Source organism: Mesorhizobium sp. B2-3-5, from assembly GCF_006442395.1.
GTDB lineage: Bacteria > Pseudomonadota > Alphaproteobacteria > Rhizobiales > Rhizobiaceae > Mesorhizobium.
In genome coordinates, this window is the sequence record NZ_VFVX01000017.1 from 72,094 (window position 1) to 86,092 (window position 13,999).

Annotated in this window: 17 protein-coding genes and 2 pseudogenes; 4 read left to right on the plus strand and 15 right to left on the minus strand. The window is 60.2% G+C overall.

The features are described from left to right. Window positions 1-7 precede the first annotated feature (7 nt). A complete protein-coding gene (locus tag FJ958_RS19565) occupies window positions 8-625 on the plus strand; it encodes an NAD(P)H-dependent oxidoreductase (RefSeq protein ID WP_140744819.1) in 618 nt (205 codons plus the stop codon). Between the two features lie 75 nt (window positions 626-700). Here FJ958_RS19565 and FJ958_RS19570 read toward each other — a convergent pair whose 3' ends face one another. From FJ958_RS19570 to FJ958_RS19590, 5 genes are all read right to left on the minus strand, one after another. Further along, complete coding sequence (locus FJ958_RS19570; protein ID WP_348642210.1) at window positions 701-982, minus strand: hypothetical protein; 282 nt, start codon at window positions 980-982, stop codon at window positions 701-703. 61 nt (window positions 983-1,043) lie between these two features. After that, a complete protein-coding gene (locus tag FJ958_RS19575) occupies window positions 1,044-1,571 on the minus strand; it encodes a ferritin-like domain-containing protein (RefSeq protein WP_140744820.1) in 528 nt (175 codons plus the stop codon). 154 nt (window positions 1,572-1,725) lie between these two features. Further along, the gene (locus FJ958_RS19580; protein ID WP_140744863.1) at window positions 1,726-2,154 is read right to left on the minus strand and encodes an HD domain-containing protein; all 429 of its coding nucleotides are present in this window, start codon (window positions 2,152-2,154) and stop codon (window positions 1,726-1,728) included. Window positions 2,155-2,165: 11 nt separating this feature from the next. Then, the gene (locus FJ958_RS19585; protein ID WP_140744821.1) at window positions 2,166-3,179 is read right to left on the minus strand and encodes an ATP-dependent DNA ligase; all 1,014 of its coding nucleotides are present in this window, start codon (window positions 3,177-3,179) and stop codon (window positions 2,166-2,168) included. Continuing rightward, the gene (locus FJ958_RS19590) at window positions 3,173-3,577 is read right to left on the minus strand and encodes a GFA family protein (protein WP_181176445.1); all 405 of its coding nucleotides are present in this window, start codon (window positions 3,575-3,577) and stop codon (window positions 3,173-3,175) included. Before FJ958_RS19590 ends, FJ958_RS19585 begins: the two co-directional genes overlap by 7 nt. Window positions 3,578-3,794: 217 nt before the next feature. Between FJ958_RS19590 and FJ958_RS19595 the strand changes: the two genes are divergently transcribed. Beyond that, window positions 3,795-4,403, plus strand: a complete 609-nt coding sequence (locus FJ958_RS19595; protein WP_140744823.1) for an isochorismatase family cysteine hydrolase — start codon at window positions 3,795-3,797, stop codon at window positions 4,401-4,403. A gap of 90 nt (window positions 4,404-4,493) precedes the next feature. Here FJ958_RS19595 and FJ958_RS19600 read toward each other — a convergent pair whose 3' ends face one another. The 4 genes from FJ958_RS19600 to FJ958_RS19615 all read right to left on the minus strand — a co-directional run bounded on the left by FJ958_RS19600 (window position 4,494) and on the right by FJ958_RS19615 (window position 7,384). Next, window positions 4,494-5,363, minus strand: coding sequence for an NmrA/HSCARG family protein (locus FJ958_RS19600; RefSeq protein WP_140744824.1), 870 nt, complete (start codon window positions 5,361-5,363; stop codon window positions 4,494-4,496). A 117-nt stretch (window positions 5,364-5,480) separates the two neighbouring features. After that, a complete protein-coding gene (locus tag FJ958_RS19605; protein ID WP_140744825.1) occupies window positions 5,481-6,434 on the minus strand; it encodes a zinc-binding dehydrogenase in 954 nt (317 codons plus the stop codon). Between the two features lie 27 nt (window positions 6,435-6,461). Continuing rightward, window positions 6,462-6,935: an ester cyclase gene (locus FJ958_RS19610; RefSeq protein ID WP_140744826.1), complete on the minus strand. Its 474-nt coding sequence runs from the start codon at window positions 6,933-6,935 to the stop codon at window positions 6,462-6,464. Window positions 6,936-6,946: 11 nt separating this feature from the next. Further along, entirely contained in the window at window positions 6,947-7,384 is a 438-nt protein-coding gene (locus FJ958_RS19615; RefSeq protein WP_140744827.1) for an ester cyclase, read from the minus strand. A 163-nt stretch (window positions 7,385-7,547) separates the two neighbouring features. On the opposite strand from FJ958_RS19615, the gene FJ958_RS31820 reads away from it, so the two are divergent. Further along, on the plus strand, window positions 7,548-7,799 hold the full coding sequence (locus FJ958_RS31820; protein ID WP_210243459.1) for a hypothetical protein: 252 nt from the start codon (window positions 7,548-7,550) through the stop codon (window positions 7,797-7,799). On the opposite strand, the pseudogene FJ958_RS32055 reads toward FJ958_RS31820, so the two are convergent. From FJ958_RS32055 to FJ958_RS19645, 6 genes and pseudogenes are all read right to left on the minus strand, one after another. Next, window positions 7,774-7,968 (minus strand): annotated as a pseudogene (locus FJ958_RS32055) (DoxX family protein); the annotation flags it as partial. The gene FJ958_RS31820 and the pseudogene FJ958_RS32055 overlap by 26 nt on opposite strands. Before the next feature lie 241 nt (window positions 7,969-8,209). Continuing rightward, entirely contained in the window at window positions 8,210-9,814 is a 1,605-nt protein-coding gene (locus FJ958_RS19630) for an MFS transporter (protein ID WP_140744828.1), read from the minus strand. Beyond that, entirely contained in the window at window positions 9,811-10,893 is a 1,083-nt protein-coding gene (locus FJ958_RS19635; protein ID WP_140744829.1) for an HlyD family secretion protein, read from the minus strand. The genes FJ958_RS19630 and FJ958_RS19635 overlap by 4 nt, the downstream gene beginning before the upstream one ends. Before the next feature lie 328 nt (window positions 10,894-11,221). Then, a complete protein-coding gene (locus FJ958_RS19640) occupies window positions 11,222-11,992 on the minus strand; it encodes an SDR family oxidoreductase (protein WP_348642211.1) in 771 nt (256 codons plus the stop codon). A gap of 114 nt (window positions 11,993-12,106) precedes the next feature. After that, a pseudogene (locus FJ958_RS32550) lies at window positions 12,107-12,232 on the minus strand (ester cyclase); the annotation flags it as partial. A gap of 207 nt (window positions 12,233-12,439) precedes the next feature. Beyond that, the gene (locus FJ958_RS19645; protein ID WP_140744831.1) at window positions 12,440-13,198 is read right to left on the minus strand and encodes an isochorismatase family protein; all 759 of its coding nucleotides are present in this window, start codon (window positions 13,196-13,198) and stop codon (window positions 12,440-12,442) included. A gap of 313 nt (window positions 13,199-13,511) precedes the next feature. On the opposite strand from FJ958_RS19645, the gene FJ958_RS19650 reads away from it, so the two are divergent. Then, a complete protein-coding gene (locus FJ958_RS19650; RefSeq protein ID WP_246679662.1) occupies window positions 13,512-13,952 on the plus strand; it encodes a DoxX family protein in 441 nt (146 codons plus the stop codon). Window positions 13,953-13,999 lie beyond the last annotated feature (47 nt).

The following is a 13,999-nucleotide window of genomic DNA, read 5'->3' on the forward strand; positions in this document are numbered from 1 at the left end:
TTGCCCGATGTCACTTACCGCCTTTGCTCTCAACTGCACTTTGAAAAACTCCGACGGCACCGAGAAATCATCGACCGACCGGCTGCTGGCGGATTTGCTGGCGGCGATGGTACCGCACGGCGTGAAGGGCGAGATCGTCCGCGCGCTCGATCATGACATCAAGCCGGGTGTGCTGTCGGACATGGGCAAGGATGACGACTGGCCAAAACTACGCAGGAAGATCATCGATGCCGATATCTTCATTCTTGGCCTGCCGATTTGGCTCGGCCAGCCGTCGAGCGTCGCCAAGCGCGTTCTCGAACGCATGGACGCGTTTCTGTCCGAGACCGACAACAGAAGCCGGATGCCGGCAGCCGGCAAGGTGGCGCTGGTTGCGATCGTCGGCAACGAGGATGGCGCACATGCTTGCCATGCTGCTTGTTTCCAGGCGCTGAACGATGTTGGTTTCACGGTACCCGCCAATGGCGGCATCTATTGGGTTGGTGAAGCGATGAGCGACACCAACTATGTCGACCTGCCGGGGACGCCGAAGGCCGTCGTCGAGATGATCGAGATGGCCGCGTCGAACGCGGCCCATCTGGCCAAGCTGCTCAAGGCCGAAAATTATCCGGGAGTGGCGGGCTGAACTCGCCCCACTCGCGGCGGATGCCGTCCGCAGCGGAAATGGCGGCCAGACAAAAAGTTCTGGCCGGCCTTGCCTTCATTCCTCGTCGAACCGCCGGCCCTCCCTGGACGGGTCACGTCCGATCGCGCGTTCCTCGTCGTCATCCGGCAAGGCTTCATCGCTGTTCTGGTAGGCGTTGTCGTCGTCTTCTTCCGGCAACTCGCCGTCCTTCTCGATGTCGGACGGCTCGTCATCATCGTCCGAAACGCTGTCGGGAAGAATCTTTGCGCCTTTAATGGCATCCCAGTCCTGTTGCGCGATTGACGGAGCGTCCGTCTGGTCCTTTTCGGCTCGTTTGTCGCGAGGGGCCATCTTCATCCTCCAATCCTGCGCCTTTCGGTGCTTGCCCCGGCGCCTTGCGCCGGGGCAAAATCAGGCATCACGCGGCTTGCTGCAACGCACGCTCATTGACGCCGCCCTCGCCAAGTTCGGTCAAGGCTTCGTCGGTCGCCACCTCCTCTTCCAACGTCTGGTTGAGGAGCTGGACGATATCCTTCTTGCCGAGCTGCTCGGCCCAGGCGATCAGCGTGCCATAGCGGGCGATCTCATAGTGCTCCACGGCCTGCGCGGCGCCCACGAGGCCGGCGTCAAGCGCTGGAGCGCCGCCATAATCCTCGAGGATCTCCGCCCCCTCTTCGAGAATGCCGTCAATGGCCGGACATGTCTTGCCCCGCGCCGGTTTGTCGAGAAGGTCGAATATCTGCTCGAGACGATCGACCTGGCCCTCGGTTTCCGTCCGGTGCTTTTCGAACGCCGCCGCCACCTCCTCGGCCTCGGCGCCCTTGGCCATTTTCGGAAGCGCTTTCAGTATTTTCTTTTCGGCGTAGTAGATGTCCTTGAGGCCATCGAGGAACAGGGCTTCAAGCCCCTTCGTTTCCGCTTTCGTCGCTCTCTTGGCAGTCGCCATGATTGGTCTCCCATGGATTGTGTTGAGGCCTTCACCTGGCGGGTGAAGTCCTTCGATAACCTGCGACCGTGCGGGTTGTTCCGGCTCAAATCACAAAGAAGCGCAATGGCTGTTCGCCTTCGACGAGAGCGCGAGAAGGTCGGGCTGTTTGCTTTCAAACGCCAGGTCGCGTGGCGAATTCTTCGGAGAGAATGCGCAGACCTTCCTCGTATTTGGCGGTCGAGGCACCCGTTTGGCGGACCTGCCATAGGTTATCGTTGAGGTCCGCCCGTTTGACCGGTAATGCCAATCTGTTCGACGCGGCCCTGCGCACGAAAACGGCGTCGTCCTCGCCATCCCGTTTCGTCAATGCGTCGACGGCCGAAACAATCGCAGGACTAAAGCCTGCCTCTTCCAGGTGGTGCGGTGTCCAGCCTTCGCCCTTTTCCAGGACATCGTGCAGATAGGCGACGATCTTCTGATCAAGCGTTTCGACTGCATCCGCAACGCGCCTGCAATGTTCGATATATGGCCGCCCGGTCTTGTCGGTCTGCGCCTGGTGCGCTTCCTCCGCGATTTTCGCCGCTCGAAAAAGCATGCTCATCTTCGCCTCCATCAATAGATCTGTTCAAACGTGCACTGCCGCGGGGCCTTGTCCGGCCGCCACCGCAACAGCTTGGTTCCATGCCGGAACCGATTGCCGGTGACATGGTCGAACCGGACCTCGACCACAAGTTCCGGCCGCACCGCCTCCCACTCGCCGCTGCGCTCCGTACTCCAGCGGCTCGGGCCGCCCGGCGCTTTCCCGGTAAAACCAGCACCGCCGCGCAGCTTTTCGAGCTTTCTGGTGAGTCCAGCCCGGTCGTCCCTGGCGATCGTTGATGTGAAGCCGACATGGTCGAGCTCGCCTTGGTCGTTGTAAAGGCCGAGCAGGAGGGAGCCGACCTCCCTGCTGCCGGTCAGATAGCGGAACCCGCCGACCACGCAGTCGACCGTGCGCAGCCGTTTCACCTTGACCATCGCGCGTTCGCCCGGCCGGTAGGGCTCAGCGCGCGGTTTTGCAACGACGCCGTCGGTCGAGCCGTGGCTGGTTTCTTGCAGCCAACGTGCGGCGACCGTTGCATCGGTGGTGCAGGGCGACAGCCGTAATGCGGCGCGCGGCGCCCCGGCTATGAAGTCTTGGAGGACAGCGCGTCGCTCTGTCAGCGGATGGTCGAGCAAGATCTTGCCGCCCGGCGCGACCAGAATGTCGAATAAGATGAACCGGGCAGGAGTTTCCACGCTCAGTTTGCGAATTCGGCTTTCAGCCGGATGCAAGCGCATTTGCAGCGCGTCAAAGGAAGGACGTCCGTCGATTTCGATCGTGATTTCACCATCGACAACGAAATCGTGGGCTTCGATCTCGCCGAGCATCGCCACCAGCTCCGGAAAATACCGGCCAAGCGGCTTACCCGATTTCGCGCGCAGATCGACAGTCTCCGCGTTTTTGAAAGCAAGGCAGCGAAAGCCATCCCATTTCGGCTCGTACTGCCAACCACCGTCGTCGTGCGGAAGCGTGTCGGCAGCCTTGGCTTCCATTGGAGGCGTGTCCAGAGGCAGGGCAAACGGGTTTTTGATGGCGACTACCATCGTTCTTCCCTGTCGTGGTGCGGCAGATCGATCCCGCAGCAGATCCAGCCTAGCCGCTGGCCCGATCCGTAATTGTAATGGGGTGTGAGATCCGAGGGATCATCGAACGTTCCGATATGCAGGGCAATTTCACTCGGCGATGCGTCGTAAGCCAATGTGATGGGAGATCCGCAATCGCGGCAAAAACCTCTTTGCGCGATCGGCGATGACCGGCGGTGAAATGGTTTGTCCTTGAGCCACCAAAGGCTGGCCGACGGCACCCAGCCCAGCACCGCGAAGGCGCTGCCGGTCGCGCGGCGGCACATATCGCAATGGCAGTAATGGACACGCGGCTGGGATGTGACGCGGTAACGAATGTTGCCGCATAGACATCCCCCATTTCGTTCCGCACCTGTCATTTGGATCCTGCCGTTCGAGGGTCGCTGCAGCTGAACGTCCGACGCAGGATGTGGTTTCGACGAGAGGAACGAGTTCGAACGCATAGCGTTGTCCGGCACCAACCCAAGCTGGAGCGCCGGATTTGAACAGGGTTTTGCTATCGCGCGCAGACCGACCTGCCGCCAATTTCGCATTGCGCGGGCGCGGCGCGGATTTTTTCGAAATCAGTGTGCCTTGATGTCGGCGCCGGGCTTGGCATACGGCCCCTTGGGCGACCGATGTGTCCATCTCTGTGTCGACATGCAGCGGCTGTTCGCGGAACCCTCGCAATGGGCAACGCCGTGGATTTCCCGCGTCCTTCCTCGCATCGTCGAGCTTGTTGAAAGACGAGCTGCCGAGACGGTTTTCACCCGTTTCCTGCCGGCACAAAAACCGGGGCATGGCGTCGGTTCATGGAAGCGCTACTATGAACGGTGGGCGTCAATGACGATCGACCACGTTGGCCCCGAAATGATCAAGCTCCTGCCCGAACTGGCGATCCATTGCCCGCCAGCGGTCGTCGTTGACAAGCACGTCTATTCGCCATGGCCGGAGGGCAATCTTCAAGCGCTGCTTTCAAGGCGCCGGATCGATACACTCGTCGTAACCGGCGGCGAGACGGATGTCTGCGTCCTGGCCACCGTCCTTGGCGCGATCGACATCGGCTATCGCGTCGTGCTGGTAACAGACGCGCTGTGCAGCTCTTCGGATGCGACGCACGATGCGCTCATGACAGTCTATCACCAGAGGTTCGCACAGCAGGTTGAAACCGTTGAGATGGAAACGGTCCTGTCGAGTTGGAGTTGAAATTCCAAGGCCTATGCCGACGCGTCCAGATCGATCAAGGCGATGCCGAGTTGGTATTCTCCGTTTTTGGATCGCACGGTGCCATCGCTGTCAGGCCGACGCCGCGATCTCGGAGGCGAAGTCGCGGTAAGACCGCAGGGAGCGTCCCAGGAGCTTGGTGAGGCGTTCGACGTCGCCCGCATCGGGCACCATGCCTTCGGTGATGAAGCGCTCGGCCATCAGGCGCATATCCAACGCCATCCAACTCGGCATGAACTGGCGAAAGTTCCGCTCGAAGCCGGCGGTATCGTTGCCGGGGAAGGAGATCGTGCGGCCTAGCACTTCGGTCCAGATGGCAGCGACGTCTTCGCCGGTCAGCGTGTCGGGACCGACGACGTTGATACGATCGAGCGGAAGCGGCATGGAGGCCCGTTCGCGGCGGACCAGCTCGATCGCCGCGATCTCGCCGACATCGCGTATATCGACCATCGCCAGGCCCTTGCTGCCGATCGGCATCGGGTAAATGCCATGGCCGGTGATCACGTCCTTGATGGCGACGTCGTTGTTGATGAAGTAGGCCGGGCGCAGGATCGTGGCGTTGAGGCCCATCTGCTCGATCGTCCGCTCAACGCCGAACTTACCCGCGAAGTGGGGCACGTTCGCATAGAGGTCACTATGGATCACAGAGAGGTAGACGATCCGCTCGATGCCGGCTTCACGAGCCACGTTGAGGGCAACCAGCGCCTGTGTGAACTCGTCGGCAACCACGCCGTTGACCAGGAACAGCGTCGAGACGCCGGATATCGCACCGCGCACCGAATCGACGTCGAGCAGATCGCCCCGCACGACGGTGACGCCCGCTGGGACTTTGGCCTTTGCGGGATCGCGGACAAGTGCTCGCACGTCGGCACCGCGCCCGACGAGTTGTGCGACGACTTGGCTGCCGACATTGCCGGTAGCGCCGATGACGAGGATGGTCATGAGACTTCTCCGTGTTGGGTTTGATTGACGTTCTGAATATGAGTGCTCCACCGCTCTTGCGGCGTTGGACGACCTGCCGGCTGATGCAGGCAATGTTGCTCCCTGGCCGGGGCGCCCTCAAGGTAGGAGGATCGGATTTGGACCGATCCTGCGAGTGCTATAGTCTGCGTGCGCCTGCGCCGCCTCCGCCAGCCGGTAGCGATGAAGCTCGATTTCCCCGAAGATGCAGTCCCTCCACTGATCAAAGACTTCGGTGGCCGCCTGGGCCAGCATTGAGCCTTTCACGATCGCGGCGGCGCTCGCCTGGCCGATCTTGACGTTGCGCGCGGCGAGTGCCTGCTGATCGATATCCGGAGGGCCTGAAGAAGCGCCGATGGTGAAAATTGCTCCACCATTCCGAACCGCGCCAGCCGAGGCCGCAAACGTTGCCCTGCCGACGAATTCGTAGACGACGTCGACGCCTTTGGGGGCGATGGCGCGAATCCGGTCAGGAAGGTTGGCCTGATCGGACGCAAGGGCATGATCCGCGTCGGCCGAAATGCGCCCAAGTTTGGCACTTGAGCCAACGGCGATGACGATCGCGCCCAACGCTTTGGCCCAGCGCGCAACCAACGAGCCGACGCCACCCGTTGCGCCCTGAACGAGAACCGTGTCGCCCGGCCGCACTTCATGCAGCCTTTTGACGGCCAGCCACGCCGTTATGCCTTTCGTCAGTAATCCCGCCGCGATTTCGGCAGGCACGTCGTCCGGCAGATGCACAAGAGGCGCGACGTCGATAAGCCGCTCGCTGGCATAGGCGCCGGGTGCAAAGAAATAGGCAATTCGATCGCCGACCTTGAAGCCGTCCGTCTCTGGGCCCGTCTGCGCGACAACGCCGGCGGCCTCGACTCCGGGTACGAAGGGTAACTCCGATCGAAAGGCTCCCGAACGGAACATCGTGTCGATGAAATTCACGCCGATCGCGTCCTGGCGAAGCTTGACCTGACCTCGACCGGGGGCACCGACCGCATCCTCCTCAAGAACGAGAACCGACGGGTCTCCAGTGCGGCGTATACGGATGACAGCAGACATGGCGTTTGTCCTTGTGATCTCGATTTCCTATCGAGGCAGGTGGCCCAGTTGCCGCAGACCGGTCATCCAGTCCTCGGTGTGCCATGTGCGAACGATCTTGCCGTTCTCGATTTCGTGGATGTCGACAGCCTGGATATTCATCGATTGGCCGGTTGCGGGCAGACCGGCAAAAATCTGGCGCTGCGTTCCAGTGATGGTCGATCGCACGACGACTTTGTTTCCTTCTTGAATAACGTCATCGATCTTGATGTCGAAATCGGGGAATGCTCCCACAAGCATCGCCATAGCCGCTTTTGCAGCTTCGGGACCGTGTGGAGTGCCCGGTGGCGACGGGATGTCGACCCAGCTCGACGCCAGTAAGCTCTCAAGCAGTTTTGCATCATGGCGTGCAAACGCTTGGTACCATTGCGATGCGATGTGTTTCGGGTCGTTGGACAGGGGCGCCGCGCTCGCCTGAGCAGCGAGCAACGACCCTGCGATCAATGCGATAAGAGACTTCATGCCTTCCCCCGTCAGGCTTGCGGGAGCGGAGCGATCGCGCCCAACTGCTGCATGGCGGAGTAGAGGTTGGCGACGCCCCAGTGCTCGGTAATCTTGCCATTGACGACGCGCATCGCATCGACGGTCTCGAAGCTGACCTTCTTGCCGGTGCCGGCGACGCCGAGGAAGTTTCCCCGATGCGTGCCATGATATGTCTTGAAGGTGGTGACCACGTCACCGTCGATGCGCTGCCAATGGATTTCTGGCGTGAAATCCGGGAACGCCTCGCGCAAGCGCTTGTAGAGGACGAGGACGCCGGCCTTGTCGCGGGTGCCGCCGGGCTGAGGTGTATGATCGAAGAAGTCGTCCGAAAAAAGTTCATTGAACAGAGCCCAATTCCCTCCGCCTTGCACCTCTTCGGTGTTACGGCGAACGATGTCCTTGGCACTGCGGTTGAGATTGTCGGTCACTGGAATCTCCTCGATTTAGCGTTCAGAGCTGTCACGGGCCTTCGCCCCATCGGCGCCTGCGGCAACGCAAGCCAAGCCTGAAACCCGAACATGATTCCACCATCGGCGCGCCACTGGGTCATATTGCTGTTCCTCACCGATGCCGACGTGCCGGCCATGTTCGATGGGAAAGATCTACGCCCGCTGCATTTCCCAGAAAACCGGCATAATATCGGTTGTTACGTTCGAGGAATTCGATATGCGCTCAGGGCTTTGTATGCCGGCCCTTGACCAGCTGCGGATCCTTTTGACCGTCTTCGAAGTCGGGAGTTTTGCCGGCGCGGCGCGTCTGTTTCACCAAGGCATGCCACGCTTGCATTGCCACGAGCCGATGCGCGGCAGACTGTCTGTCAGCGCCGATGCGCGTCGAGGCTAAGGCGGCCAGCGCCGAAGGCGACGACATGAAGAAGTCCACCGGCAATGGCAATGTTCTTGAAGAAGTGAGGAAACTCGTTTTGATCCGCCAGGTTGGAATGAAACGCGGTCGCGATCGTGAACAGCGCCATGACAGCGGCGACGATGCGCGCACGATAGCCTGCGATGAGCGTCGCGAAGCTCGGGGCACCCGCAGCTACAGTCGAAATGATCGCTGCATCCGGACTTCCTTTGCCCCTCTCGCTTCGCCATCGCGGTAACGATGGAAGTTGCGGGTAGTCTCGCGCCGGAAAGGAGGAAAAGCGAGCCGATGAGAGTGCGGCCGACGATAGGGCTTCTGTCGTTCCCCACTTGCGGTTGTCTATGCCTCGCTTGATTGATGCTAGGCGAACAGCTTTCAGCCTATGGGCGCTATTCCGCGGGCGGGGATCGGAGCAAAGCGATCAGAGCAAGGCAGCCGACCGTGGAAAATCCGATCACGACAAAGCCGTCGATATAGGACAGCAGGTTGGATTGCGTTTGCACGACGCGTGCCAGAAGAGCCGCGGCCCGCGCATTGGTTTCATCTGGCCCCACCGACCGGGTGGTGACCGCGGCCCTGTATTGGTCGAGCCGTTGGTCGGTGAGATAGGAGCCAGCGGCTACGTGGAGGCCAATCAGGTTCGAATGGAACTGCTCGCGCACCCTGAGGAACGTCCCAATGAAGGCAACGCCGAGCTCCCCGCCGAAGAGCCGGAACGTTTGCAGGAAAGCGCCGAAGGTAAAGGCGTCGCCGCGATAAATGTGTCTGGTGGAGAACCAGATCAGGGATATGAAACCAAGCGACTGGCCAATTGCCTGCACGATCTGGGACGGAAGGAAGTCGTCGCTTGCCCAATCCTGCGTGAGGCCAGTGGCCATGAAACACGCCACGCCGATCAGCACGAAACCCGCCGCGAGGGGAAGCCGGGCGTCGACATGCTTAAGCAGTTTGCCGATCAAGGGGGCAAGCACAAGCTGAGGGGCCGCGATCCATAACAGCACGTCGCCCGTCTGGAGCGATTTGAAGCCCTGCACCGTCGCCAGATATTGCGGAATAATCAGCGCCGTTGAAAGCAGGACAAACCTGAACGCGATCAAAAGCGCGGCCAGGAGCGGAATGTTCCCGGATGCGACGAAGCGCAGATTGATCAGCGGCTGATCATGGCGAAGCTCATGGATGACGAAGGCGATGACCAGCAGAAATCCGGCCAGGAGCAGCCCGCAAATCAGTCCCGAGTTCAGCCAATCGAGCCGGTTGCCTTGATCGAGCGCGGCATAGAGCAAGCTGAATCCGACACTGGCATAGACTAGGCCGAACCAGTCGGCCCCTCGCAGGTAGTCGCGATTGATCGGCTCCCGTGGGATGCCAAACCAGACGCATAGCATCATCAGCGGCGTGATTATGGCGTTCTGCCAGAAAATCCAACGCCATGACAGATTCTCGATAAACCACCCCTCGATCGAGGCCGAGATGTTCAGTGACAACTCGGTGTTCATCGCATAGGCGGCAATGCCGTAGACCGCTAGGTGCGCCGGCAGATTGCGCAGAACGAAGCTGAGCGTCAGTGGAATGAATGTTCCCGAAGACAGTCCGCCCAGAAAATAGAACGTGAGGAAGATGGGTAGGTTCGCGGAGTAGGGAATGAGCACTGACAGGAGGGTAAAGACCGCGGTGGCCCCGAGAAGGACGCGCCGCACACCAAAAGTGCCGCCGAGCCATACCGCGACCGGTCCCATCATCATCTGCCCGACGGTCAGCGCGGTGCTGATCCACGCGCCTTCGTCAACACCGGCGTGGAGGGCACCGCGAATGTCGGCAAGCCCGAAGGTCGTGATACGCCCGGCAAGCGTGGAAATGATCGAGCCGATCAGCACAGCGAGGATACCGATATAAGGCCGGGCGCAAACAGCGGGAGTGGACGATGCGTTCCCGTGGGGTGCGAGAGACGGTGAGGTCGAGACCGATCGTGACAAGCCGAAGCTGACGTCCGTCATGGCAGGCCGTCCGCCGCCGCCCGGCCGTCCTCGCTTGCGCCGCCCGTGTCGACAGTCGCGGTCACCGACATCCCCGGACGCAGGAGCTCGAGCTGCGAACTGTCGTGATCGAGGATAATTTTCACCGGAATGCGCTGCACCACCTTGGTGAAATTGCCTGTCGCGTTGTCGGGCGGCAGCAGGCTGAATCTCGATCCGGTGGCGGGTGACCAGCTCTCGACGCGACCCTTTAGAACGACGCCGGGAACGCTGTCGATTGTCACCGTTGCCAGCTGCCCGGCGCGGACACGCGTCAATTGCGTCTCCTTGTAGTTCGCCACCACCCACAGGTCGGGAAGTGGCACTATCGAGATCACCTGGGTGCCGATACCCACATACTGCCCAGGCCGCACCTGGCGCAGGCCCACCATCCCGTCGACGGGTGCGAGAATCCTGGTATGACTGAGATTGAAGCGCGCCAGCGCCAAAGCGGCCTGCTGGGCCTTCAGAGTCGCTTCGGCCTGCTGTTGCTGCGTATCGAGCACCTTCAACTGCTGGCGCTGCTGATCGAGCTGCGCGTGGTTGAGATCAAGCGTCGCGGTAGCCCGGCTGTAGCTGTTCAGCGCCTGCTCCGCGGCTTGATGCGAGACAGCGTCCGTGGTGAGAAGAGACTGATAGCGCTTCGAATCCCGCTCGTAGCGCCACACATCCGACTCTGTTGCGGCGATGGTGGCTTCCGCCTGACGAATGAAGGCCTGTTGCAGGATTTTCTGATTTTCGATGTTGGCGATCGCCGCCTTGCCGGCCTCGACATTCGCTTCGGACTGATCCACCAGCGCGCTGTAGTCATCGTCTTCGATCTGGACGAGAAGGTCGCCCGCCTTCACGCGCTGGAAATCCTTGACCGCAACGGAGCGCACATAGCCGCTCACCCTGGCCGCAAGCGGCGTTATGTCCGATTCAAGATACGCGTCGTCGGTGCTCTGTGTCCTGGCGGAGCCGATCCAGACGTTCCAATTCATGGTGAAAAGGAACACCAGGCCTGCGGCCAGCAGGAGGACGGCAACGCGAAGGGGCAGAGTTTTGCTGCTGGCAGGCATTGGCAAGTGGACCACCACTACATTTTCAGGATGATGAACTGATCATTGGTCGAGTCGGTCTTCTCTCGCAGTTCGGCGACTTGCGCGGCAGGTGACCGCCGGCACGTGATTGCCCCAGCCATTGCGGATGGAGGCAAGCACGTCTCTTGACCCCTAGAGCCGGATGATTTCAGGTCGAGTCGACCTGAAATCCGAATCCGTCTCTAAATCAAAAAGTTAGAGCATGATGTCGTCCGAAAACCGCTTCACATTTTTCGGCATCATGCTCTAGGCAAACGCCTCTCCACTTGGGTCGAGGCGGCAATGGAATGGAAATGAGAGGACGACCTCAGAGTACCGAAAGAAGCCCTCCGTCCACGAAAAGCGCAATGCCGGTGATGTAGCTCGACAGATCCGAGCCCAGGAAGGCGACTGCATCACCTATCTCGGAGGGTTGACCAAGACGACGGAGCGGGGTGCGTTTGCGAAAGCCTTCGGACGCCTCGGCGATACCGGGACTGGTCCGAAGCAGCACCGTGTCGATGGTCCCCGGAGCCACCGCGTTCACGCGGATGCCATCGGGACCGAGCGCGTCCGCCAGGGATTTCGCCATCAAGACGACGCCACCCTTGCTGGTGGAATACGCGACTGTGATTCCGGCCCCGTGGATTCCGCCCATGCTGGCCATCAGCACGATGCTACCGCCCTTGCCCTTCGCCTTCATCTGACGCGCTGCTGCCTGGGATCCGAACAGTACACCGTCGAGATTCACCGACATCAGCCGTCGGTAGTCATCTTCCGCCACGTCGGGTCCGTCTGTCTTGAGCGTGATTCCCGCGTTGGCGACCATGACGTCAACGCCGCCGAACGTATCGGCCGCGTCAATCAGCGCATCATTGTCTGCCCGCTTGCTGACGTCGGCTTTCACGAAAAGACTGGACACGCCCAGCTTTTCGATATCGAGCGCGGTTGGCGCGCCGCCTTCGCGTGGTGTCTCGGTCACGTCGGAGACAATCACGGCCTTCGCGCCGTGTTGTGCCGCCTTGAGGGCAATTGCTCGGCCGATGCCGCTAGACGCGCCGGTGACGACAACTACCTTGCCCTTCAATATGTCGCTCATACGATTCTCCTGGGTTCCTTGCTTGATAGGCCGTCGACTTGCATTGGAATGCCTTGAAGGCATTGGCTTCCGGATTGGCGGTGTGCTGCTCCTGGAATTTCGCAAATCCGCGACTTCCCAGTGCTTGGCGAGCTTGCCGTCCGCGATTTGGTAGAACTGAAACGCCGCGAAATCGAAGCGGTTACCCGTCGCTTTATACTTGCCGAAATCGTTCACGTGAGTGCCGCTGACCCAGTTCATCACCGCCGCCCGATGAACTTCCAGACGATTGTCGGCTCAGATGAGATACCGAGGATGACGCTCGGATATCTCCAGGATTGTCACAGTCGTCGCTCGCGAACACCCAGATAAGGTCGCGAGCGACGTTCGACGCCGCATGGCTGCTCGCCGAGCGTGGCGCTCATGTCGCGGTGGGTGTGGATTCGTCGCAAGGCACATATCCGAAGTTCACCCACCCATCGACCCAGATGCTCCCGCCAATTTCTGCAGCTCGGACCCATACCACGCAGAGATGGCGCGGTACTCAGTTCCCTGAGGGGTCTTCCAATCCCGAAACCACTCATCAATCATTGCCCGCGAGGTGTTAGGTATAGCGCCGGCCTGAATCAGACGTCTTATGGCAGTCTCATGAGCTACCTGCGAAAGGCCGCCCACGGCGTCCACGACGAACATCGCCTCATAGCCATCGCGGAGGGCATCGATGATTTGATATGCGAGACAGATTTCCGTCCAGAGTGCCGCGAAGACCAAGCGCTTCCGGCCTGCTTTTTCGACGGCGGAGCGAATATTGACGTCTTCCCACGCGTCCATAGTCGAACGATCGATAGCAGTTGTTCCGGGTAACTCGTCCGCGATGGCCTGAACCGTGGGGCTGTTTACTTTGCCGCCAACCCCCACAGTACTTAGAATTACCGGTACGCCAAATGCCTTCGCAGCCCTGATCAGGAATCTGACATTCAGTTCGATAAGCGCCGAACTCGTTTCGGATCGGACTGCTCTGAGCATTTCGGGTTGGTAGTCAACCAGCAACAGGGCACATTCAGCAAACTTCCATACTCCTTTTGAAGGAGGTTCCTGTGCCTGAGCAAAGGAGGCGGAACTGAGTGATGCTCCAACCGTGACCAGCGATGCTCCAGCCATGGCCCCGGCGCCGCGGAGGATTCCTCGCCTGCTCGTCGACTTGGACATGATGTCATTTTCGTTCATCGATGCGCTCCACAGGGGGATCGGGTCATGACCTTCGCTCCGGTGTTGGTTGCATCTCTAGGATTTGCCGCAGTCATCGCTCGCGAACAGCCAGATAAGGTCGCGAGCGACGTTCGACGTAATCGACAAGCCATCCGCTCAGGCGATCGATGCTTCCGCCCGCCACCACGATGCGGCGTTCGCTACGCGAACTATTCGAATTGATCGAACTCGCATGTCAAAACTATGCGGCTGTTCCAGAGAGCCGACTGCTGACATTCATTCACCGTCTGCCGCGCCATCCTGGCTGCGACCGTCAGGATGAGGATGGTTCATGCTCGACCCGGCAACGCCCGCGATATCAATGCGCGTCGGCAAATCCGAACGAAATGGGATGACCGACGTTGCAGCGCTGGTTGGCCGGATTTTTATCAGCGGCGTTTTCATCATCTCGGGGATCGGCAAGATTGGCGCGCCGACTGCAACCATGGCCTTCATCAGTTCCGTCGGTCTGCCGTTTCCGCAATTGGGGCTGGCGATAGGGATCGTCATCGAGACAGTCGTGACGGTGGCATTTTTGGTCGGCTACCGCACGCGTATGATGGCCGCGATTATTGTAGTCTATTGCTTCGCCACCGCCATCTTCTTCCATAACGCCTGGTCTGATGTGAATCAGTTGATGCATTTTTGGAAAAACATGACCATGGCTGGCGGTTTGATGCAGGTCCTGGCCTTCGGTGCGGGCCGCTATAGCCTCGATGCATTTCGCAACTAGAAGTTTGGCCCCGCGACCGGTTCGCCGAATTCAATCGAGGCGTGCCA